This is a genomic window from Marinobacter sp. UBA2688, from assembly GCF_002352785.1.
Taxonomy (GTDB): domain Bacteria; phylum Pseudomonadota; class Gammaproteobacteria; order Pseudomonadales; family Oleiphilaceae; genus Marinobacter; species Marinobacter salarius.
Genome location: NZ_DELU01000007.1, coordinates 29726 through 51720 on the forward strand (window position 1 = coordinate 29726; position 21995 = coordinate 51720).

18 protein-coding genes are annotated in these 21995 nt (G+C 55.4%); 4 read left to right on the forward strand and 14 right to left on the reverse strand.

The genetic code is table 11. The features are described from left to right. Positions 1–158: 158 nt before the first annotated feature. Together B3M52_RS01525 and B3M52_RS01530 are read right to left on the reverse strand one after the other, a co-directional pair. Positions 159–599 carry a flagellar protein FlaG gene (locus B3M52_RS01525; protein WP_041332462.1) on the reverse strand — a complete coding sequence of 147 codons (441 nt, stop codon included), beginning with the start codon at positions 597–599 and terminating at the stop codon, positions 159–161. 71 nt (positions 600–670) lie between these two features. Then, on the reverse strand, positions 671–2173 hold the full coding sequence (locus B3M52_RS01530; RefSeq protein ID WP_007154099.1) for a flagellin: 1503 nt from the start codon (positions 2171–2173) through the stop codon (positions 671–673). A 381-nt stretch (positions 2174–2554) separates the two neighbouring features. Here B3M52_RS01530 and B3M52_RS01535 point away from each other — a divergent pair, with 381 nt between their 5' ends. Beyond that, entirely contained in the window at positions 2555–4066 is a 1512-nt protein-coding gene (locus B3M52_RS01535) for a flagellin (RefSeq protein ID WP_075196458.1), read from the forward strand. A 34-nt stretch (positions 4067–4100) separates the two neighbouring features. After that, positions 4101–6098: a tetratricopeptide repeat protein gene (locus B3M52_RS01540; protein ID WP_075196459.1), complete on the forward strand. Its 1998-nt coding sequence runs from the start codon at positions 4101–4103 to the stop codon at positions 6096–6098. Here B3M52_RS01540 and sbcB read toward each other — a convergent pair. Beyond that, positions 6095–7540 (reverse strand): exodeoxyribonuclease I, encoded by a 1446-nt coding sequence (gene sbcB / locus B3M52_RS01545; protein ID WP_075196460.1) that lies wholly within the window; start codon positions 7538–7540, stop codon positions 6095–6097. The two genes, B3M52_RS01540 and sbcB, sit on opposite strands and share 4 nt — an antisense overlap. A 49-nt stretch (positions 7541–7589) precedes the next feature. Continuing rightward, positions 7590–8450, reverse strand: coding sequence for a hypothetical protein (locus B3M52_RS01550; protein WP_036210042.1), 861 nt, complete (start codon positions 8448–8450; stop codon positions 7590–7592). Between the two features lie 146 nt (positions 8451–8596). Here B3M52_RS01550 and B3M52_RS01555 point away from each other — a divergent pair, with 146 nt between their 5' ends. After that, positions 8597–9625, forward strand: a complete 1029-nt coding sequence (locus B3M52_RS01555) for a response regulator (protein WP_041332458.1) — start codon at positions 8597–8599, stop codon at positions 9623–9625. Positions 9626–9627: 2 nt separating this feature from the next. Beyond that, positions 9628–10593 (forward strand): sensor domain-containing diguanylate cyclase, encoded by a 966-nt coding sequence (locus B3M52_RS01560; protein WP_075196461.1) that lies wholly within the window; start codon positions 9628–9630, stop codon positions 10591–10593. 49 nt (positions 10594–10642) lie between these two features. Here B3M52_RS01560 and B3M52_RS01565 read toward each other — a convergent pair whose 3' ends face one another. From B3M52_RS01565 to B3M52_RS01610, 10 genes are all read right to left on the reverse strand, one after another. Beyond that, positions 10643–11011 (reverse strand): histone-like nucleoid-structuring protein, MvaT/MvaU family, encoded by a 369-nt coding sequence (locus tag B3M52_RS01565; protein ID WP_007154106.1) that lies wholly within the window; start codon positions 11009–11011, stop codon positions 10643–10645. A gap of 241 nt (positions 11012–11252) precedes the next feature. Further along, entirely contained in the window at positions 11253–12515 is a 1263-nt protein-coding gene (gene tviB / locus B3M52_RS01570) for a Vi polysaccharide biosynthesis UDP-N-acetylglucosamine C-6 dehydrogenase TviB (RefSeq protein WP_126812125.1), read from the reverse strand. 34 nt (positions 12516–12549) lie between these two features. Continuing rightward, the gene (locus tag B3M52_RS01575; RefSeq protein WP_075196463.1) at positions 12550–13947 is read right to left on the reverse strand and encodes an MBL fold metallo-hydrolase RNA specificity domain-containing protein; all 1398 of its coding nucleotides are present in this window, start codon (positions 13945–13947) and stop codon (positions 12550–12552) included. Between the two features lie 55 nt (positions 13948–14002). Then, positions 14003–15772 (reverse strand): SLC13 family permease, encoded by a 1770-nt coding sequence (locus B3M52_RS01580; RefSeq protein ID WP_075196464.1) that lies wholly within the window; start codon positions 15770–15772, stop codon positions 14003–14005. A 6-nt stretch (positions 15773–15778) separates the two neighbouring features. After that, entirely contained in the window at positions 15779–16399 is a 621-nt protein-coding gene (gene cysC / locus B3M52_RS01585; RefSeq protein ID WP_036210023.1) for an adenylyl-sulfate kinase, read from the reverse strand. Between the two features lie 33 nt (positions 16400–16432). Further along, positions 16433–18373, reverse strand: coding sequence for a polysaccharide biosynthesis protein (locus B3M52_RS01590; RefSeq protein ID WP_286748568.1), 1941 nt, complete (start codon positions 18371–18373; stop codon positions 16433–16435). 38 nt (positions 18374–18411) lie between these two features. Further along, positions 18412–19587: a DegT/DnrJ/EryC1/StrS family aminotransferase gene (locus B3M52_RS01595; protein WP_286748569.1), complete on the reverse strand. Its 1176-nt coding sequence runs from the start codon at positions 19585–19587 to the stop codon at positions 18412–18414. A gap of 35 nt (positions 19588–19622) precedes the next feature. Then, positions 19623–20240, reverse strand: coding sequence for an acetyltransferase (locus B3M52_RS01600; RefSeq protein ID WP_151982601.1), 618 nt, complete (start codon positions 20238–20240; stop codon positions 19623–19625). Further along, positions 20237–20833, reverse strand: coding sequence for a sugar transferase (locus tag B3M52_RS01605; RefSeq protein ID WP_286748570.1), 597 nt, complete (start codon positions 20831–20833; stop codon positions 20237–20239). Before B3M52_RS01605 ends, B3M52_RS01600 begins: the two co-directional genes overlap by 4 nt. Next, positions 20826–21959: a glycosyltransferase family 4 protein gene (locus B3M52_RS01610; protein WP_151982605.1), complete on the reverse strand. Its 1134-nt coding sequence runs from the start codon at positions 21957–21959 to the stop codon at positions 20826–20828. The genes B3M52_RS01605 and B3M52_RS01610 overlap by 8 nt, the downstream gene beginning before the upstream one ends. Positions 21960–21995 lie beyond the last annotated feature (36 nt).

Below are 21995 nucleotides of genomic sequence, written 5' to 3' on the forward strand. Positions count from 1 at the left end.
ATTTCCAATGCTATTCCATATATCGGCCTGAAGCGGCAAAACTTTGCCTTTTCTACCGACCAATTTTGTAACCACATGTAAGCAAAACACCGCCGGCCCCTTTCGGGTGCGGCGGTGCTGAACAACCGTTTTCAACGTCAGGCCAAGAGCGGCAAACTCTAGACCTTCGTGTTGAATAACGTCAGCGGTTCATCCTGCTGCAAGTTTTCTGCCAACCTCAACGCAACTTCATCCGGAATTTGCCGAATAACCTCTTGGGTGGACTGATCGACGACCTTGACGATCGTCTGTCCCCGCTCGTTATCCACTTCAAACTGCAAATCCCTCTGGACCGTCTGAACGAAATCGTTCAGTTGAGACACGGCATCATCCAATTTCTCTTTCTGTGCCTCACTGCGCCTTTCGAGCCTCTCAGCTTTCGAAAGTTCCTGAGCCCCGGACAACAACTCCGAACGCTCAGCAAGACCAGGTGATGAAGGTGCAGTCAGGGCGGAGGCATTCCTGCCTTCGGCCTGAGATGACGAAATTGCCCGAGCCGGAGCTTGCTCGCTGGAACGAATCAGCTTCAAATCCGGGCCATTCAGGTTAACGCCATTCATAGCTCACCTCGCTATCCTCATACAGCAGTAAACCGGGGCCCAAAGACCCCGGCCTTGCCGTTATGCCCCTGTTACTGCAGGAGGGACAGAACCTGCTGCGGGCGGGCATTCGCCTGCGCCAGTACAGAGATACCAGCCTGCTGGAGAACCTGCGCCTTGGACAGCTTAGCAGTTTCAGATGCGAAGTCTGCATCCAGAATCCGGCTGTTAGCGGCCGACAGGTTTTCGGCAGTTGTGCTCAGGTTGGCGATTGTGGATTCAAACCGGTTCTGGGCAGCACCCAGGTCGGCGCGGATACCACTGATCTGCTCAAGAGCCGCATCTGCAATCTCGATTGCGCTGTTAGCGCCTGCAACAGTACCGATGTCGATAGAAGACACTGACTGGAGGTTAGAACCAACCACGGTGTCTGCTGCAACGTTCAGAATGCTACCAGCGGTTTCCGCAACCGAGGAACTGACTGAGAACGCGCCGGATGAAGCGAACTCAACAGAACCAGAAGCAATCGTGCTGTCAGTGCTGCCAGCGGTCAAAGTAACCGCACTTGGATCACCACTGCCCTGCAGCGTGGCGGTACCGGTAGCGTTACCTGAGTTGGCAAAGTCCTGCAGACGGATGTCTTTACCATCAGCCTGGGTCAGTGTGATTTCGCCACCGTTTGCTTCAGCCGTAACACCAGTGGTGCCTGAGGTATCGTTGATCGCTTTGGCCAGCGCACCCAGGTCAGTGGTAGTTACCGCTGCGGAGATGGTCGCTGTATCGCCACCACTACCAAGCGTGAAGGAAACCGTACCATCGTCAGACAGACCAGCGAGGGTTGCCGTGGTCGATGCGGTGGCCGTTACACCAGTCGTGCCGGTTTCAGCGTTAACAGCAGCTGCAATCGCTTCTGCAGTATCGCCTTGGGTAATACCAATGACCTCAGAGCCTTCAGTTCCAGAAACGGTGATGTTCTGTGTAGCAATGGTGTTGTTGGCAACCGTTGCCACATCAGCCGCAGCTACCGCAACAGAACCTGTGCCCTGGCTGACAGTGGTATCACTTTCACCGGATACGGTGTTGTTACCAAGGTCGGCACCACGAGCACCGGTCACGGATACTGAGATGGTCTGGTTAGCGTTGGCACCAACCTGGAATGACTGAGCAGTGAAGCTGCCATCCAGAAGGTTGAGGCCGTTGAACTGGGTAGTACCGGCAATACGGTCAAGCTCTTGCTTCAGCTGGTTTACTTCGCCCTGAAGTGCAGAGCGGTCAGAAGAAGAGTTGGTAGAGTTGGCCGACTGAACAGACAGCTCACGGATACGCTGCAGGATGTTGGTGGTTTCTTCCAGAGCACCTTCAGCAGTCTGAGCCAGAGAAATACCGTCGTTGGCGTTACGCTGCGCAACGTTCAGACCAGAGATCTGGGACTGAAAACGGGTCGAAATTGCAAGGCCAGCAGCATCGTCCTTGGCGGAGTTGATACGCAGGCCGGAAGACAGACGCTCCAGAGCTTGGTTAGAAAGCTCCTGGGATTTGTTCAGCTGGTTCTGAGCTGACAGTGACGCAACGTTAGTGTTAATACCGAGAGCCATATTGCTTCTCCTTCGACATATGTCGTTATTTCATGGAAAAGGAATGGCGCCCATTTTCAGTTTGGGAGCGCCTCCCTGTTATTGCGCTTAACGGCGCCCCCGTCCGTACCTTTAGAAAAAATTAACGGTATTTTGTAAGGGAATGTAAAAGCGGCAATAGTCTTCCTTATACCGCTATATGCTGACGATTGGATTCATGCCCCAAACATCAAAACGACCAATAAAACCAATACTAATCAATATCTTAAAAACAAAACTCCGAAACTGGCACAACCTTCGCTTACCTCCCTGCAAAACGGCAATTAAATGAACTTCCGCCGGCAAGGCGTCCATTTTGATCGGGCACCGGGTTACCGGCATCTCTGAGCAGGGAGAAATGTTATGCCTCAGATCATCAACACCAATATCGCGTCGCTGAATGCTCAGCGAAACCTGAACACTTCACAGGAAGACTCCAACGTTGCCCTGCAGCGGCTGTCATCCGGCCTGCGCATCAACTCCGCCAAGGACGACGCTGCCGGGCTTGCCATCTCTGAGCGATTCACATCGCAGATCAAAGGCCTCAACCAGGCCATTCGAAACGCCAACGACGGTATTTCTCTGGCTCAGACTGCTGAAGGCGCGCTGGGCGAATCCGGGAACATCCTGCAGCGCATTCGGGAACTGGCGGTACAATCCGCCAACGCAACGAACTCCGCATCTGACAGGAAGGCCCTGCAGTCCGAAGTAAACCAGCTAAAAGGCGAGCTGGAGCGCATTGCCACTACCACCGAGTTCAACGGGCTGAAACTCCTGGACGGCACCTTCCAGGCCCAAAAATTCCAGGCTGGCGCCAATGAAAACCAGAGCATCGCCGTTTCCATCGAAGGCGCCCGAACCGCCGACCTGGCCAACAACACGCTCGACGCGGCCAACGCAACCCTGAACCAGGGCACCGGTTCAACAACCGCAGCGAATGCGACGTTACCCGCACAAAACACGATCGCCACGCAGAATCTCACCATTTCCAGCTCGTTGGACAGCCAGGTGGTGCCCATTACAGCAGGTGACACGGCAGAAGACATCGCCGCAGCCATCAACGACATCGGTGCCACGACGGGTGTGAACGCGACGGCAAGAACATCGGCGACCCTGAGCAACACCGCTACCACGCCAATCGCCGTGCCTCAAACCGTGTCGCTCACCCTTTCCAATGGGAGCAGCTCAGCGACCATTTCCGCGCAGATCACCGATGCAAACGACCTCTCAGCGATTGCACGTGAGGTGAACGCCGCGTCTGGTAAGACCGGCATTACCGCGGAAGTTGCTAACGACGGCAGTATCACGCTGATTCAGGAACAGGGTAAAGACATCACTATCGAAGACTTTACCGCTGCCGGCTCTCAACAGTTGGCGGTACAGGGTAGCGGCGACCCGAGCGCCATCGAACTGACAAGTGGTGGCGCTAATGCCACACGGATTGCCGGTGAGTTGACGCTGGACTCGTCCGTTAGCTTCGCCGCGACGTCTGACGCCACCCTGGCCGCAGGCAGCGTCCTGAACAGTGCACAGAATACCGCCGCCGGCTCTACGCCTGAAGAAGTGGCAGGTATCGATATAAGCACCGTTGACGGCGCAACCAGCGCACTCGCAGTTGTGGATGCGGCATTGGAAACCATCAGTGGCATTCGTGCCGACCTGGGCGCTGCCCAGAATCGACTCGAGTCGACCATTGCCAACCTGAGCACGACCTCTGAGAACCTGTCGGCCGCGCGTTCACGGATTCGTGATGCAGACTTTGCCGCCGAATCCGCAGAACTCGCCCGCACCCAGGTGCTGCAGCAGGCCGGCTTGTCGGTATTGGCCCAGGCCAACGCAAGGCCACAGCAGGTTCTGCAGTTGCTGCAGGGTTAATCGGGTTTCGTCACAGAGTCAAAGGGGTAGCCCCATGCAAGCACAGCACAACATCCATGCCACAGACGCACAAAAAGCCCACATTGCACGGCTACTGCTGCAGGCAAACCTGGCTTATGCCGAGTCAAACAGCCCGACATCGCTGGTTCAGCGTCTCAAGGCGCGGCAGGAATGCCGTGACTACCTGAATGAGGTTCTGGCGCAGGAACCCGGTAACGCAGGCGCGCTGGGCTTGATGGGGCGTGTGGAAATGGACGAAGGGGCACTTGATAAGGCACACACCCTGTTCACGGACAGCTTGAGCCATGACCCGGCACAGCCCCAGCAGTTCACCAACCTGGGCTACTGGGCAATCAAGTCCGAGCGCCCGGCCCTGGCGGAGCAGTATTTCATCCAGGCCCTGGAAATGGACCGGCAATCCGCCGCCGCTTTCGGCGGAGTCGCCCATGCCAAGCGCCTTCAGGGCCAGTTCGACGTAGCCTACCTGCACTACCGCAAACTGCTGGAAATGGGCCTGGAATGGCCGTCTATCTATAGTGGCATGCTGACCTGTGCGGAGCATCTGGATGTGAAAAGGGCTGACACCAAACTGGCCCGCGACGCTATCCTTTTGCTGCGACATGACGGCCTGCCCCACCAGGAAATCGGCCGTTTCGTAGGCGCCATCATCCGCCAGCAATACGATCTGGAAAACCCGAATGCTCAAGTCGCTCTGGACGCCGCCAGCGAGGACGAACTGCTGATCCTGGCACTGGAAAAAACCCTGATGCCAGACCCAGCCGTGGAAGAGCTGGCCACCCTGCTGCGCCGGGCGATTATCGCGGAAGTCGCACAGACTGTTGAACTGCGGGACGAACTTCAACCGCTGGCACTGGCCCTGGCGGTCTACGCCGATCGCACCGGTTACGCCCTGACCGCGGAGGACGACGAAGAACGGCTGGCCTCAGCCATCAACGACAGCATTTGCGCCCAACTTGCCATGGGCGAGCAACAGGATGGCATGATCGGTTCGCTGATCATCAGTGCCATGTACGGCGCTCTGTTCCATCAGAAGTATGCTGTACACCTTGGCCGCTGGAACCTGGTGGACTGGCCGGTTGCCATGCAGGGGATGATGGCCGCGAGCTACTATAACCGCGCGTCGGAAGAGGCCATCAAACAGAATTTCGACGAGAAATCAGCCGAGCTTTGTCTGGAGAAAACCGATGTGCCCCAGGCCTGGCCCAACTGGTCGAAACTTGCCTATCGCTCCGAAACCAGCCTGAAAGCCATAATGGCGACCGAGCTGGGCATGAGTACCGAGCAATTGCCGGAAACGATCCGAATCATGGTGTGTGGCGCCCAGTCCGGCCAGCGCGCCATGGAACTGGCGCACTACCTGAAAGACGTGGAAGTAATCGCCGTGGATGAATCCCTGGCCAACGTTGCCAAGGCAACGCGACTCGCGGGCGAGATGGGCATCAGCAACATCGTGTTCTGGCCCTGGTCCATCGCCCAGCAATTCGTCGCCGATGACCACAAGGTGCACTGGATCGAAATCGGGCGCCTGCCGTCAACAAGCATGACCGAGGTGTCCCTCGCAGCCCTGGTGAGTTCAGCGACCGGCAACGGTGCTGTTGTCCATATGCACACCGCCGTCAACGAACAGACCGATGGCGACAAACAGATCCGCCGCCTGATCTCCCAACACGACCTCAAACCGACACGTACGGCCCTGCGTCAACTCCGACGGATGGTACTGACCAATCGGCAGGATCCGATGTGGCAATCCTTGGTTGCCGAAACCGACTTCTACGGCCTGGGTGGCTGCCGCGACCGTTGGTTCAGTGAGCAGGATTCCAGGCAGCTAAAAGAGCTGATGGCGCTGCTCAGCAACGAAGTGGACTGGAAACTGGCAAAAGCCCGGGACACCGACGGCCACAGCCTCGCCACCAAGCCTGTACAGAAACAGATCCAGGCTGAGGCTCTGGGAAGCGAGGTGCAAAGCTTGATGGGTCAAGGCCTGTCCGTGTACTTCCAGCGCCGGCGCTAGACGTAAGGAATCAGGGATTCACCATAGAGGTGAAGCTCTTCCAGAACATGCCGCTTTTCCGGCGTAAGCTCCGGATCAGCGGCAAGATTCTGCAAAATCTTGAAGAACTCCTCCAGAGACCGCCACCCTTTCTTGGGCTGCATCAGCCGCTGCTGACGAAAGACTTCCCACTTCTCCTGCTCTTCGGATATCAGCGTATTGGGGTAATTCCTGGCGCGATAGCGAAACACCATTTCTTCCAGACGACCATCCTCAAACCGTACTTCCTGCTCTCCCAGGGTTTCTACCGGCTGTTGCAATAGCCAGTTGAGCTTCTCGCGGTCGGTTTTGCTGATAAAACCGCCAGCGTAAAGCTGTTCGTCCGGATCCGTCAGGTCACCTTCATGGGGGTGATCGAAGGCCTGAGCGATTCGGGCTGGCAGATCCGGCGCCTTGCGCAAAATGGCCAGGTGCTCACGCAGCTTGTCGCCGTCCAGTTCCAGCTCGGCAAGCCGCTCCTCAGAGAGGGATTTCAGCATGGTGGCGGGGGCCAGTACCGGGCACTTGTTCAGTTGCACGCCTTTGAGTGGAAAACGGCTGGTGCCCTCCCCTAACTCCGCCTGGGAAGTAAATACCCGCTCACGGATCTGCTCAGGCGTAGCGTAAATCAACTCGCTTGGGTCTTCGCGCAGGTCGTACACGATCACCAGGTTCTTGTTGGTGGGGTGATCAGCCAATGGCGCCACCATTGCGCAGCAACCACGGGTGGCCGGGTACTTTGCGGAAATGTGGAACACTGGCTTCATACTGGCAGTATCCAGCATGGCGCGGGCGGAGTGCTTGTCCTTGTTTTGCAGCACAAACTCAAACAGCTTTGGCTGCTTTTCCTTGATCAGCTTTGCCACCGCGATGGTAGCCTCTACATCCGACAGAGCATCGTGAGCGGCTTCATGGGCAATGCCGTTGGCGACCGTGAGTTCTTCCAACTTGAAACTGGGGCTGCCGTCTTCCTTCTTTGGCCATTGAATACCCTCTGGTCGCAACGCGTAGGTCAGGCGCACCATGTCGATGATATCCCAGCGGGAATTGCCGTTCTGCCATTCTCTGGCATAAGGGTCACGAAGGTTACGGTACAGGGTATGGCGGGACACTTCGTCATCGAAGCGCAGGCTATTGTAACCCACGGCGCAAGTGCCGGGCTGGCTGAAGGCCTCGTTGACCTGTGCGATAAACTCCGCCTCGGGAAAACCGTCTTCCAATGCCTTTTGTGGGGTAATGCCGGTAATCAGGCAGGCTTCTGGCGAGGGCACGTAGTCGTCAGCCGGTGCGCAGTAGATAATCAGCGGGTCTTCGATGATGTTCAGATCTGCATCGGTGCGCACCCCGGCAAACTGGGAGGGACGATCGTGTACGGGGTCGACACCAAAGGTTTCGTAGTCGTGCCAGTAGAAAGAACGGATCACCGAGAGAACTCCTGCATTGCGTGAATCGGTCGAATGCAGGGTAGTGTAATCAAAACATCCCGGTACCGCGATCCACGTAATGCGTGCGCTCCCGCTGAACACCGTTCTGCAGTGTCTGCATGTCCAGCGTCATGCTGGTGGGCAGATTCAGGAACACGCCTTCAGGCCCCTGAATGGCGCCAGGGCCTCCCAGGTCCTGCCAGTCCACAGACTCACGCTGGAACGCCAGGAACAGGTCTTCCGTAAAGCCAACCGTGCCATCGCCATTGTCCACACCAATATCCATGGACAGCAGATTGGTCAGCGGCACACATTGACTGCAGGTTCCGTCTTCACCCGCCAGACCGATCTGGGTTGCTCGGTGATTGGTGGCCACTCCTGCATCATCGAACAGCATGGCGTCCACCGGGTTGCCGTCTGCATCGTTGATTTTCAGGTTCAGGTTGCCACTGAAGCTGGCGATCTCGCCAGAAAGCGTGCCCCGAGCCTGGTTCAGACCAAAGCGGAAACCGGAGAGCTGACCATCCCGTTCAGCCAGTTCAAGATAGGGTTCAACACCCTCAAACGGAACCACCTCGTCCACGTTGTAGGTGTTGCCGTCGATCTGGACACGAGTGTCGTCGCGCACGTAGTGGCCGAGCGCGAAATTCTTGATATCGAGATCGGCGCCAGAATCATCCCCGCCCATCACCACACCATCGGCGTTCAGCCGGGTTTCTGCGTCCACGCCCAGTGTCACGCGGGTAAACCGGTGGTTTACTCCATCCACATGATCCACCGTCATCATTGCCTGCCCTTGCACCTGGCTCATTTCCTGTTCGGAAATAGGCTCCAACTCTGCCAGGGCAACAGGCGACATACCCAGACAGATGGTGAGAGGGACAGCATACCAACAAGCATCCTGTCTCATAGTGTTGTGTCTCTGAATCAATTCTTATTATGACTGCAGGAGCACTATATCCCAGGCTGCCGAGCCAATAGAGTGAGATAGTTCACAGGGCATAGAATTCACTTCAGGCACTGCTATACTGGGGTTAAATAATAAACGGAGCCCCCATGACCACCCGCGTTCTTATCTGCGACGATTCCTCTCTCGCCCGAAAACAAATGGCGCGCGCTTTACCCAAAAACTGGAACGCTGAAGTTACCTTCGCATTTGATGGCCGCAATGCTCTGGAAAAGCTCCGCGCCGGTGCCGGCGAATTGCTGTTTCTGGACCTCAATATGCCGGAAATGGATGGCTACGAGGTTCTGGACGCCATCAGGAAAGAGGATCTCCCCGTGTTGACGATCGTCGTTTCCGGCGACATCCAACCAGAAGCGCGGGCTCGAGTCCGCAAGCTCGGCGCCATCGAATTCATAAAAAAGCCTACGGACACCGACCTGGTTTTAAAGCTGCTGCAGGACTACGGTTTTCTGCGCCCTGAGGATCTGGTTGAAGAACACGAGCAGAGCGCTGCGTCCGATACGACCAACACCACTTCAACCAGCGCACCGATTAGCCTGAACGACTATCTCCAGGAGATCGCCAACGTTGCCATGGGCCGTTCGTCCGACTTGCTGGCAAGACTGCTGCGGGTATTCGTCAAACAGCCCATCCCCCGGGTGGAAATGATTGCTCGCTCGGAGCTCAGCATGGCGATTTCGGCCGCCCAGGCCGACAGCAGCTACTCCGCTGTCTGCCAGGGATTCACCGGCGCAGGCGTTGCAGGTGAAGCACTTCTGTTGTTTGCTGACGCCAGCTTCAATGACATGGCCGAACTGCTCCATTACGAGGACATGGACACCGAAAGCATTCAGGTAGAGGTGCTCATGGACATGTCCAGCATCCTGTTTGGCGCCTTCCTCAAAGGCATTGGCGACCAGCTGGATCTTAAACTCGGTCTTGGTCACCCAACCGTCCTGGGCCAGCATCGACAGATCGGAGACCTGCTGGAACACCACAGTACTCGCCACGAAAAGCTGCTGTGTATTGAAATCAGCTATGAACTGGAAGACCGGGAGATCAGTTGCGACATGCTGGTACTGCTGACAGAAGATTCAGTGCCCTTCCTTGAACAACGACTACAGTACCTGGTGGATTAACCATGGCCATTAAAGAGATCGGAGCAAGCACCTTCCACTGGCTGGTGGACATGCTGGAATCGGTGGAAGTCGGCCTGGTGGTTCTGGACCTGGACTTCCGCGTGCAGGCCTGGAATGGTTTCATGGAACACCATAGCGGCATCACCGCCAGCAAGATTCGCGAGCAGGTTCTGTTTGACGTGTTCCCGGACATCCCCAAAGCATGGCTGACCCGCAAGGTCGACTCAGTCGCCATGCTAAACACCCGGGCATTCACCTCCTGGGAACAGCGCCCTTACCTGTTCCGCTTTCGCAACACACGCCCGATAACCGGCACCGAAGACTTCATGTACCAGAATCTGACCATCAGCCCCCTCTCCGGGCCAGACGGCCAGGTCGAGAAAATCTGCCTGATGGTCTACGACGTCACCGACATCGCCACCAGCAAACGGGCACTGGAAACCGCCAACGAACAACTGGCCAAGCTGAGCATGACCGACCGCCTGACCGGTCTGCTCAACCGTGGTACCTGGGAAAACCTGATCGACGCCGAATACGAACGCTACCGTCGTTATGGTCACAACACCTGCCTGATCATGTTCGACATAGACCACTTCAAAGCGGTGAACGATACCTACGGCCACCTGGCGGGTGACGAAGTCATCAAGTACACCGCCAAGGTTATGAAAGACAACCTGCGCCAGTCAGACAGCCCCGGCCGCTATGGTGGCGAGGAATTCGGCATCATCCTGCCGGAAACCGATGCCGAAGGCGCCAGGGTGATTTGCGAGCGCATAAGGGAAGCCATACAGAACAGCACGGTTCAAACCACGGCAGCGCCGATCCAGTACACCGTCAGCATTGGCATCGCCCCCTTAACGGATAGGCCGGAGAATCATATGCAGTGGTTACAGCAGGCGGATGAAGCGTTGTACGCCGCCAAGGAAGGAGGAAGAAACCGTGTGGTGGTATTCGGGGAGCAATCGTAGGTCGGATTACGCAAAGCCGTAATCCGACACCACGTTAAAAACGACTCAATCAGTCCTGCTGCCAGCTCTGCACAGTTTCTTTTCCATGCTTCTGGCGCCACTCGTTCAATACCTTGTGGTTCCCACCACGCGTCTTGACCACTTCACCGGTGTTCGGGTTCTTGTAGGTCTTCATGGGGCGTTTGGGGCGGCTGCCGCTGGCTGTGTCGGCCTTGGCGCCTGAAATGGACGGATCAATGGCGCCCAGAATCTGCAGAACGTCTTTTGGCGACTTGTCATACTTCTTCATCAGGTCGCGAACCTTGTTTTCAAACTCAAGCTCGCTTTTCAGCGCCTGGTCCTGCTCCAGTTTCGCCAGTTCTTCAGAGAGCTTTTCCATAAGCTGTTTTTTCTGGTAGTAATCGTTAATCTTTGCCATGGATACAAACCCTTATTTAAATAACTGCTATTGATTTGCCGATATTCGAAGGCCGCAATTAGTTCAGACAACCAAGCACGGAACCTGCGAATGGATAATTTTTGAATATGACGGTTATGACTGAAAGTCACAAGAAATAGTAATCCATAAAACAGACCATGGCAAAGTAATTCATTTACGGAAAAGTAACCAAAAAAAACCAGCCCGCAGGCTGGTTTTTTTATTTAAATAGCCGAAGCGTTTATAAACGCAAATCAGCTTCACCCAGTGGCAATACACCTTTCAGATCAAACAGAACCCCATTGTCTTTCATATACTCGCGTAGATTATGGGACGAACGCGCCACATACTCCCTATGTGGCACTGCCAGAAGCACCGCATCATACTGGGCTTTCTCCGGATTCTGGTTCAATGTAATTCCGTATTCGTGCTCAGCCTCTTCATTGTCGGCCCAGCAATCCGTTACATCCACCTTGCAACCAAATTCAGACAACTCCTTAACCACATCAATAACGCGAGTATTACGTAAATCGGGGCAGTTCTCCTTAAACGTAAAGCCCATGATCAACACTCGAGCGTTGGCAACCGTATGTCCGGCCTTGATCATGGCCTTCACCAATTCAGACGCGGCATACGGGCCCATGTTGTCGTTCACTCGGCGGCCCGACAGGATAATTTCCGGATGATAGCCAATGGCCTGGGCCTTGTGAGTCAGGTAGTAAGGGTCCACGCCAATACAGTGCCCGCCAACCAATCCCGGTTTGAACGGGAGGAAATTCCACTTGGTCGATGCGGCAGCAATCACTTCGTGAGTATCAATTTTAAGCTTGGAAAAAATCATTGATAACTCATTCATTAGCGCAATATTCAAATCACGCTGGGTATTCTCAATCACCTTGGCGGCCTCGGCCACCTTAATGGAACTGGCCTTGTGAGTACCAGCGGTAATAATACCGGCATAAAGCGCGTCCACTTCATCGGCGATGGCCGGCGTGGAGCCAGAAGTTACCTTCTTAATCGTGGCAATACGATGTTCTTTATCACCCGGGTTAATCCGCTCGGGGCTGTAACCGGCGTGGAAGTCCTGATTGAAAGCAAGGCCGGATACTTTTTCCAGAATAGGGACACAGACTTCTTCCGTGGCACCGGGGTAAACCGTGGACTCATAAATAACAATATCGCCGCGTTTGAGGACGCTACCCACGCTCTCACTGGCCTTGACCAGCGGTGTTAAATCCGGGGATTTGAATTCATCAATTGGTGTGGGAACCGTCACAATATAGATCTGACAATCGCGAATGCCGTCCAGGGAGTCGGCAAACGACAACCCTTTTGAAGCAGCCAGCTCTTCGCGGGAAACCTCACGGGTAAAATCCACGCCATCTTTTAGTTCGGCTATTCGCTTTACGTTGATATCAAAACCAACAACGTCCCGCTTTTCCCCAAATGCGGCGGCCAAAGGCAAACCGACATATCCCAGGCCGACGACGGCGATCTTTTTCATGATTCCAACAATCCTTTTTTTACAAATAACTGGTTTACGCCAAACCAGGGATCATTATCCCCGTTAGTCCGGCGGAATGAAATTGGCTTTTCAACGATTCTTTGGCTTTCGCATCACCATGCACAATCCTGATCTCCGTTGGTGGCGACTCAATTCCGCTTACGAACCGCAGCAAATCGGATTGCCCCGCATGGGCGGAGTAACCACCCACTTGATGAACCCGGGCGCGAATCTCGTAACGCTGGTCGTCAAACTCCACCCAGCCACCACGAGGCCCACAGGCGAGAATATCCCTGCCCGGCGTGCCCTTGGCCTGATAGCCCACGAACAACACATCGTTGCGTTCATCCGCCAGCATAGCCTTCAGGTAGTTCACCACCCTGCCCCCTGCACACATGCCAGAGCCAGCAAGCACCACGCAGGGGCGGTGTGACTTTGCCAGATAATCCACGGCATTGAGGTGGTCTTCATGGCTGTTGATCAGCGTAAGTTGTTCGAACGAGAGCGGGTGCCTGCCCTGACTGACCAATTCGGTGGCTTCAGCGTCCCAGAAAGGCTTGAGGTCCCGGTAGATACGGGTAAAATTGGCGGCCAGAGGCGAGTCCACAACGATCTCGAGATCCCGCCAAGGCAAGTCCGGCCCGACTTCATCGCTGCCGAACTCATGAATCAGACTTTCAATTTCATACAGCAGATCCTGAGTACGCCCAATACTGAACGCCGGCACCAGAACCGTCCCGCCGTCCTCAAGGGCGTGCTCCAGCACCGCCTTGAGACGATAACGACGCTCTTCCCGGCTCTCGTGGTCCTTATCGCCGTAGGTGCTTTCAATCACCAACCTGTCAGCACGCTCCGGCGGCTGTGGCTCAGGCAACAGTGGCGCATGGGAAGCCCCAAGATCACCACTGAACACGACACGCTCGAACTCACCATCGCTCTCCGCTTCGCACTCCACATAAGCCGAACCAAGAATATGCCCGGCCCTCTGCAACCGAACGGAAAGCGACTCATCCTTGCCATCGAACACCGAATGCCATTGCTCGTAGGGCACCGGCACAAGACGGGATCGAATCAACCCAAGCACCTTCTCAATCAGGGACCGGTCCCGGGTGAAGCCAATCTTCAGGGCATCCTCAAGAATCTCCGGCAACATAATGGCCGATGGCTCCGAACAGATAATCGGCCCGTCAAACCCGGCAGCCAGAAGATAGGGAATGCGACCGACGTGGTCGATGTGCACATGGGTAACCACCAGCGCACGGATATGGCTAATGGAGAAATCAATGGCGAGATTCGACGCACTCGCGCCGTTACCGGCTTCCGCACCCTGGAACAGGCCGCAATCAATCAGAATACCGGAACTGCCAACGACCAACTCGTGGCAAGAACCGGTTACACCTGACACCGCTCCGTGGTGTTTTATATCGATCATTCAACACATCCTTGTTATTCACAATTCGCTTTCTGCCAGTATATTCCCAAACAGCTCAAAATCCCCAGACAAACGGGATCAAACCGATAGCGGTTGAGCCTACGAGCAGGCTCAACGGAAAGCCCAAACGCACGTAATCCATAAACTGGTAGCGGCCGGGGCCATAAACCATGAGATTGGTCTGATAACCCAGAGGCGTAATAAACGACGCCGAAGCAGCGAACATTACGGCCACGGCAAACGGCAGGAAATGAACGCCTAATTGTTCAGACACCGCCAACGCAATCGGAAACATAAGCACCGCTGCCGCGTTGTTGGTGATAGCTTCGGTAAAGGCAGCGGTGAGGATATACACCAACGCCAGAGCGAGCCAGGGCGTGAGCGGGCCGAACAGGCCCAGCAGGCTGGAGGCTACCCACTCGGCCCCACCGGTTTCCGTCATGGCATTGCCTAGCGCAAAAGAGGCCGAAATCACCACCAGTACTGGCAAATCCACACTACGGCGGGCACGGCTGGCCGTAATGCACCCAGTGACAATCATTGCGCCCGCGGCCAGGAAGGCCGCCTCTATAATCTGTAATAGCCCGGTAGCACTGGCCACAACCATCAACAACAAAATTCCCAGCGCCCGGGGCGCCCGGTGAAAATCCGGTGGCGTGGAATCGTTCAGGGCGCTGACCAACAAAAAGTCCCGGCGGAAGCGGTACTGTTCTACAAATTGGTGACTGGCCTCCAATAAAAGGGTATCGCCCATCCGGAAGGTGATATCCCCCAGTTTACCAGGCACCCTACTCCCCTCACGCGAAACTGAGAGAATCGCGGCGTTAAAGCGAGTACGGAAACGGCTTTCCCGCACGGTCTTCCCCAGAGCCGTGAATTCCTGTCCCAGCACCACTTCCACCAGGCAGCGCTGATGGTTCGCCAGATCCAGCTTCTGGATACTGGCATGGGCTGGTTTCAGGCCTTGAATCCGACGCAACTCACTGGCGCATTCCGGCGCGCCCACAAAATACAACCTATCCCCCGGTTGCAGCATCCGATCCGGCTCCACCGCCGTAATCAGCCGGCCACCCCGGTCGATCTCCGTCAGGTAACCGTAATTCAGTGCGCGCAAACCAGCCTGAGCCACGGTTTTGCCCACCAACGGGCCAGCGGCGTCCACTTCCACCTCTACGCCGTATTCCCGAACCTGCTCCAGTTCCTCCCGCATGCCTCCCCGGTCCGGCAATATGCGAGATGCCACCAGCACCAAATAGCATCCACCCACCAACAACAGCGGCACGCCCACCCAGGCCAACTCAAACAACCCCAGATTAATACCCAAGCGCGCCTGCAGCATGCCATCCACCACCAGGTTGGTGCTGGTACCAATCAACGTGCAGGTGCCGCCCAGAATGGCGGCGTAGCTCAAGGGTAAGAGAAGGCGTGAGGATGGAATACCCAGGCGCTGGGCCCAGTCCTGAATGGCGGGGATGAACATCGCCACAACGGCCGTATTGTTCATGAAGCCGCTGAGGATACCAGTCGGCGCGAGCATCCGAAGCTGCGCGCCTTTCTCGGTTTTCGGATGCCCGAGTAGCAAACGGGCAATCCACTGAACGGCCCCGGTTTCTTTCAGGCCGGCGGCTACCACATAGAGCGTTGCAATGGTAATCACGCCTGGGTTTGCAAACCCTGCCAACGCGTCAGCCGGCCCCAGGATGCCGGTAATCAACAGGAACGCCAGGGCCGCCATCAGCACCAGATCGGCCGACACCCGTGTAATCACCAATGCTGCCAGAACCGAGAACAAGGTAAGCAGGGTAACAATGGCTTCCCACGCCATAGGCGCTTACGCTCCGGTGGCTTGTGGCGACGTAAAGATCAATTGCCGGTCCAGCAGGTAACTGATCAAGCGATTCACACAATCATCCACCGACATCTGCGACGTATCCAGGCGCACTTCCGGGCGTTCAGGCGCCTCATAGGGGGAATCGATACCCGTAAAGTGTTTGATCTTTCCCGCCCTGGCCTTTTCATAAAGACCCTTTGGATCCCGCTCTTCACACGTCTGAAGCGGGGTATCCATGAACACCTCAATGAACTCACCCGCGGGGAACAGGTTACGCACCAAGCGCCTATCACTGGTGAAGGGTGAGATAAACGCACTGAGAACAATCACGCCGGAATCGGTGAACAACTTACTCACCTCGCCAATACGGCGAATGTTCTCCACACGGTCTTCATCAGAAAACCCCAGATCCCTGTTCAGGCCGTGGCGCACGTTATCGCCATCCAGCAGGAACGTGTGGTAACCACGCTCAAACAAGGCAACATCCAGAGCATTGGCAATGGTGGACTTGCCGGAACCACTCAGGCCCGTAAACCACAACAGGCACGGGCTCTGGTTCTTGATGGAAGCGCGGTCCGCCCGGGTGACTTTCTGGTGATGCCAGACGATATTTTCAGACATGAAACAGCAACCTTGCTCTTGAAACGTATTTTCTTACACCGACAACCGGTGCACTTTATCGCCCTGGCGATCCGCAGCCACAACATCGGACTGCCCGTTACACCACACCAGGTCCTCCAGGTTGCCGTTGGGCGCGTAACCCGTTTTGGCACTCTTAAGAACTTCGATAATCGCGCTGCAATCGAATGCCTGGCTCGCCCGCTGCAACTGACTGAGGAAGTCTTCTACCTGCTCCCAGGGAAGATAAACTTCCCGTGCCATCATGATTCGTGGGTGCGAAGTACCTTGCGGATCGTCACCAATCAACAGTTCTTCATACAGCTTTTCCCCAGGGCGAAGGCCGCTAAAGGTCACCTCAATATCACCTGCGGGATTGCTTTCCGTTTTCTCTTCCAGCCCCATGAGGTGAATCATCTTGCGGGCCAGGTCCGCAATCTTCACCGGCTCGCCCATATCCAACACAAACACCTCGCCACCCAGGCCAATACTACCGGCCTGCAGAACCAGCTGGCTGGCTTCAGGAATGGTCATGAAGTACCTGATAATGTCTGGATGGGTAACAGTAACCGGGCCGCCGTCGCGAATCTGATCCCGGAAAAGTGGAACGACGGAGCCAGAAGAACCAAGCACGTTGCCGAAACGCACCATGGAGAACACCGTCTTTTTCTGCCGCTGAGCCAGCGCCTGTAGCACCAGCTCCGCCAGCCGCTTGCTGGCGCCCATCACATTCGTGGGGCGAACCGCCTTGTCTGTCGAGATCAACACAAAACGCTCAACACCGGCAGCAATGGCCGCTTCCGCCGTGTGCCAGGTGCCAAACACGTTATTCTGCACGCCTTCTATCACGTTGTGTTCAACCAAGGGTACGTGCTTATAGGCGGCTGCGTGGTAGACCGTCTGCACACCAAACGCCCTCATGGCAGACTCGCAGCGGCGGCGATGGCCCACATTACCAAGCAACGGATGCAGTTCTACACCCAGCCCCTCAACACGGTTAATCGAGCTGAGCTCCCGCTCGATGGCGTACAGGGAAAACTCGGACTGCTCGAACAGAACCAAAACACGAGGGCGATGGCGGATAATCTGGCGGCATAGCTCTGAGCCAATCGAACCGCCCGCGCCAGTGACCATCACGGACTTTTGATACAGGCTCTTGGCAACAACGGCGGAATCCGGCCGAACCGGGTCCCGCCCTAACAGGTCTTCAATTTCCAGATCCCGAATGTCATTAATTCGCGCCTGGCCCGCCACCAGTTCCGACATGGAAGGAACGGTCTGGACCGGGATCGACAAAGGCTCCAATTGCTTCAGCAGCTTCTTGCGGTCGATCTGCGAATGCTCATCCAGTGCCAGCAATATCCGCTGCACACGGTACTTAGGCATATGCTTGGCGATGTGACTAATGCTCACCACTGGCAAGCCATTGATCATGGACTTGTGGTTGGCCCGGTCAAAAGTCACGAACACCACTGGCCGGTATTCCGTGCCCTGCTCCAAGGCTGACGCCAGTTGCATGCCGGTTTCGCCAGCACCAACGATGGCAACCGCCTCCTTCGCCATCTGCTTGGGGTGGTTCACAATCATACGCACACCCAGGCGGGTGCCGCTTACAAACAGAAAAGCCAGGGCGCCATAAATGATGGGCACGGAACGTGGCACAAACACCTGCAACAGGTAGCCCAGAATGATCAGGGATACACTAGAGGCAATGACCCCATAAATAATGGTGATAAATGCTCTGTCACCCAAATAACGAATGACTGCCCGGTACAGCCCAAGGCGGATAAACACGGCAATGGTAAACACCACCGTAATGGCAGCAACCGTTAATTGCTCTTGGGTAGGCAGCCAGAGGTGCTGCTCCAGGCGCAGGGCAAACGCAGCCCAGATGGCAAAGAACAGGAAGAACGCATCCGACAGAACGGAAACAACCCGTTTATGAAACCTGGGAAGGTTCAGAAATGACCTGATCATAAGATTGCCATCTCTACGCTTTGCCAACTTGTCCCTGTTCAAGCGGTTGCCTCCTTCATTACCCGTGCGAGCACCTCACACGTGAGTTTGATTTCATCGGCCGTCAACGTAGGGTGAACCAAAAACATCAGACTGGTATCACCCAGCTCCCTGGCCACCGGCAAGCGCTCTGCCGGAGCCATTCCTGCGTCCTGTATCGCCTTCTCAAAATACACTTCCGAGCAGGAGCCGGAGAAACAGGGCACGCCGGAACTGACAATCTCTGACATCACCCGATCTCTGTCCCACTCTGGTTTAAGAGTAGTAGGCTCTACAAAAACATAACACTTATAACCAGCATGGCCGATGTGTTCCGGAACATCCGGCACACGCAGCCCCTTGCACTCCCGTGCTACCTGCCAGATAACCTCGCAGTTGGCCCGACGTCGCTCAGTCCATTCCGGCATGCGCCGCAACTGAATCCGGCCAATCGCGGCCTGCATCTCCGTCATCCGCCAGTTGGTCCCAAAACTCTCATGCAGCCAGCGAAAGCCCGGCGGGTGCTCGCGCTCGTAGACGGCTTCCCAGCTTTTACCATGGTCCTTGTAGGACCACATGCGCGACCATAGCCCCCGATCATTGGTGGTCACCATCCCACCCTCACCACCGGTGGTCATGATCTTGTCCTGGCAGAAGGACCAGGCTGCCACGTGCCCCAGGGACCCAACCGGTTTGCCCTTGTAGGTCGCCCCATGAGCCTGAGCGCAATCCTCAATCACCGATAGGCCATGGCGGCAAGCCAGTTCATTCAGGCCATCCATGTCACAGGGCCAGCCCGCAAGGTGCACTGCAATAATCGCCTTGGTGTTGTCGTTAATCAGCGGCGCAACCGTCTCAGCCGACCCCCCCTGGGAATCCGCATCCACATCCGCAAACACAGGCCAAGCGCCCGCGTTAACAATACACGTTACCGAGGCCAGGAAGGTTCGGGAAGTGACAATAACTTCATCACCAGCACCAATACCCAGCGCCTTTAGGGCAAGATCCAGAGCCACCGTGCCGTTAGCCACAGCCACGGCATAGTCAGTGCCGGCAAATTCCGCGAACTCCCGCTCGAATTCACGACATTCCTGGCCTGTCCAGTAGTTGACACGGTTAGAGAGCAATACGCGGGAAACCGCATCGGCCTCTTCCTGAGTGTAGGAAGGCCAAGGAGGAAACGGAGTATTAAGCATTAAGACGCCTTTTAATCTACAAGAACTACTAATAACTAGAGAGGCTTGGCGGGGTTACCAGCAACAACCATGCCGGAAACGACATTCTGGAGAACAACGCTTCCCATCCCTACGACTACTTCATCACCGATGGAAATAAGCTGTTTAACGCAGGCATTCGCCCCAATCCATACTTGCTGGCCCAGTATCACACCGCCAGCCAACGTGGCGTTGGGGCTTATGTGTGAACACTCCCCCACATGGCAGTCGTGTTCAATAACAGACCCGGTGTTAATAATAGCTCCGGGCCCGACGACGACATCTGCATTGATTACAGCATTGGCAAAGACCACAACTCCCCGACCAAGCTTCACATAGGGACTAACCTTTGCGGCAGGATGGATAACAGAAACAACGCTAGCTCCAGCGGCATCAAGATCTCGAAGCTTCTGTCGGCGGATCTGATTGTCCCCGATACCCACCACAACGCCATCATACTCTTCCAGGCTGTCCAGAAGCTCGGCACTACTTCCAACAACAGGCCAATGGCCGTTCGTGGTCAGCCCAGGCCAAGCATCGTCAAAAAAACAAATGCCTTGCCATCCAGCCAACTCTGCTGCATCTGCGACCACTTTACCGTGGCCACTCGCACCCAGAACAGCGAGGCGCATCAATCCTTGGTCCCGGTAAACTTCGACATCGTCACCTCTCCCTCACCTCTGATCCCTTCGCGAGCTAAAACCTTTTTTACAGTGAGGAACAAAATCTTCAGGTCAAGCCAAAATGAACAATTGTCTACATACCATACATCCAGCTTGAACTTGTCCTCCCAGGAAATCGCATTGCGCCCATTCACCTGCGCCCAACCGGTTATTCCGGGTCGCACTTCATGGCGGCGATACTGCTCAGTGGAGTATCGCGGCAGATACTCCATGAGTAGCGGACGGGGCCCAACCAAGCTCATATCGCCTTTAAGCACATTCCAAAGTTCAGGCAGTTCGTCAAGACTGCTCGAACGCAGAAAGTTGCCAAGCGGTGTCATTCGCTGATCATCTGGCAGCATGTTTCCAAACCCGTCCCTCGCATCCAACATGGTTCTAAATTTCACCATGTAAAACGGTTTCGCCATTTTCCCGGGGCGGATTTGGCGAAAGAATACAGGGCCTCCCAACTTGAGGCGAACCAGACAGGCGACCAAAGCAATAACAGGCGCAAATAACAGAAGCGCTGTTGCAGACAAGGAAAAATCAACGATTCGTTTAAACATCAAATCCCATGGCCTTCAACATAACTTCATTTACCTTGCGAACGTCGTACCTTTCTTCTACTAACTGCCGCGCCCTGGCTCCTGCCGTGGCAATCAGCTCAGGTTTCTCAATAAAACGCAGCATAGCGTTAACCAGAGCATCCACTGACTTCACGGGCACTAAATATCCATTCTCACCATTAACCACGGTTTCCCGGCACCCAGGCGCATCAGTAGTAATTACGGGGCGACCCATGGCCATCGCTTCAAGCACGGTACGCGGAGTGCCCTCGCGGTAACTCGGTAAAACATAAACATGAGAGTCAGTAATACTTGGTCTGACATCCAAAAGTGCTCCTTCCCAGACAATGTCCCCAGCATCATGCCACTTACGAACCTCAGTTTCAGAAACGCCATCAGGATTTGGGTCCAGACCACCAACCAGATGAAACTCAACGTCCGGGTGCCGGGTTCTTATCTCTGCCGCTGCAGCGGCATATTCCCGTATGCCCTTATCTCCTAACAGGCGTGCAATCAAAAGAAACCGAAGCGGCTTTTTCGGCAGAGGTGTCGGTGAGAATGCTTCAACATCAACACCGGAGCCATTAACCACCACCACCGGAACGTTGTTGGGCAAGAGTCCCAACCGCTGAAAGTCGGCACGGTCATCTGGATTCTGGAAAAATATCAGTGTGGCTCGCCGTAATGCAAAGCGATAGAGCGCCCTGGCGACGCCCTGAACCAGCGCCCGCTTTCCCTTGGCTTCACCCGTGAAGGCATAACCAAGCCCAGTAACCAACGCGGCACGATTCGGGACGCGGGCAATCCAAGCGGCTATAAGTCCCCATATAACAGGCTTAATGGTATAGCCAAGAAAATATTCGGGCTGAACCCTCTGCATAAGGCGAACTAATTGACGCAAAGTTGTCAAATCACCTAAAGGGCTCAATCCAGCGCGAGATAGTGAAACGCTATAACTTTCGATTCCTCGCTCAGATAGCCACCCAATAGTTTCAGTATCTTCATGCAGGCCGGGGGCCGCCGTATATACTGAGTGGCCATGCTCCCGAACAGCAGATATCAACGACCCTCGAAAATTCCGCAACGAGGATGCCAGCGAGCCTAAAAACAGAACTTTAGCAGTCATGTATCTTCAGTATATTGGGAGTGGAAAAGTGTCGCC

Excerpts from the sequence above, each read along its gene's own strand:
- B3M52_RS01525 (WP_041332462.1), bottom strand. The coding sequence starts at position 599 with ATGAATGGCGTTAACCTGAATGGCCCGGATTTGAAGCTGATTCGTTCC.
- B3M52_RS01530 (WP_007154099.1), bottom strand. The coding sequence starts at position 2,173 with ATGGCTCTCGGTATTAACACTAACGTTGCGTCACTGTCAGCTCAGAAC.
- B3M52_RS01535 (WP_075196458.1), top strand. The coding sequence starts at position 2,555 with ATGCCTCAGATCATCAACACCAATATCGCGTCGCTGAATGCTCAGCGA.
- B3M52_RS01540 (WP_075196459.1), top strand. The coding sequence starts at position 4,101 with ATGCAAGCACAGCACAACATCCATGCCACAGACGCACAAAAAGCCCAC.
- B3M52_RS01550 (WP_036210042.1), bottom strand. The coding sequence starts at position 8,450 with ATGAGACAGGATGCTTGTTGGTATGCTGTCCCTCTCACCATCTGTCTG.
- B3M52_RS01555 (WP_041332458.1), top strand. The coding sequence starts at position 8,597 with ATGACCACCCGCGTTCTTATCTGCGACGATTCCTCTCTCGCCCGAAAA.
- B3M52_RS01560 (WP_075196461.1), top strand. The coding sequence starts at position 9,628 with ATGGCCATTAAAGAGATCGGAGCAAGCACCTTCCACTGGCTGGTGGAC.
- B3M52_RS01565 (WP_007154106.1), bottom strand. The coding sequence starts at position 11,011 with ATGGCAAAGATTAACGATTACTACCAGAAAAAACAGCTTATGGAAAAG.
- tviB (WP_126812125.1), bottom strand. The coding sequence starts at position 12,515 with ATGAAAAAGATCGCCGTCGTCGGCCTGGGATATGTCGGTTTGCCTTTG.
- B3M52_RS01575 (WP_075196463.1), bottom strand. The coding sequence starts at position 13,947 with ATGATCGATATAAAACACCACGGAGCGGTGTCAGGTGTAACCGGTTCT.
- B3M52_RS01580 (WP_075196464.1), bottom strand. The coding sequence starts at position 15,772 with ATGGCGTGGGAAGCCATTGTTACCCTGCTTACCTTGTTCTCGGTTCTG.
- cysC (WP_036210023.1), bottom strand. The coding sequence starts at position 16,399 with ATGTCTGAAAATATCGTCTGGCATCACCAGAAAGTCACCCGGGCGGAC.
- B3M52_RS01590 (WP_286748568.1), bottom strand. The coding sequence starts at position 18,373 with ATGATCAGGTCATTTCTGAACCTTCCCAGGTTTCATAAACGGGTTGTT.
- B3M52_RS01595 (WP_286748569.1), bottom strand. The coding sequence starts at position 19,587 with ATGCTTAATACTCCGTTTCCTCCTTGGCCTTCCTACACTCAGGAAGAG.
- B3M52_RS01605 (WP_286748570.1), bottom strand. The coding sequence starts at position 20,833 with ATGTTTAAACGAATCGTTGATTTTTCCTTGTCTGCAACAGCGCTTCTG.
- B3M52_RS01610 (WP_151982605.1), bottom strand. The coding sequence starts at position 21,959 with ATGACTGCTAAAGTTCTGTTTTTAGGCTCGCTGGCATCCTCGTTGCGG.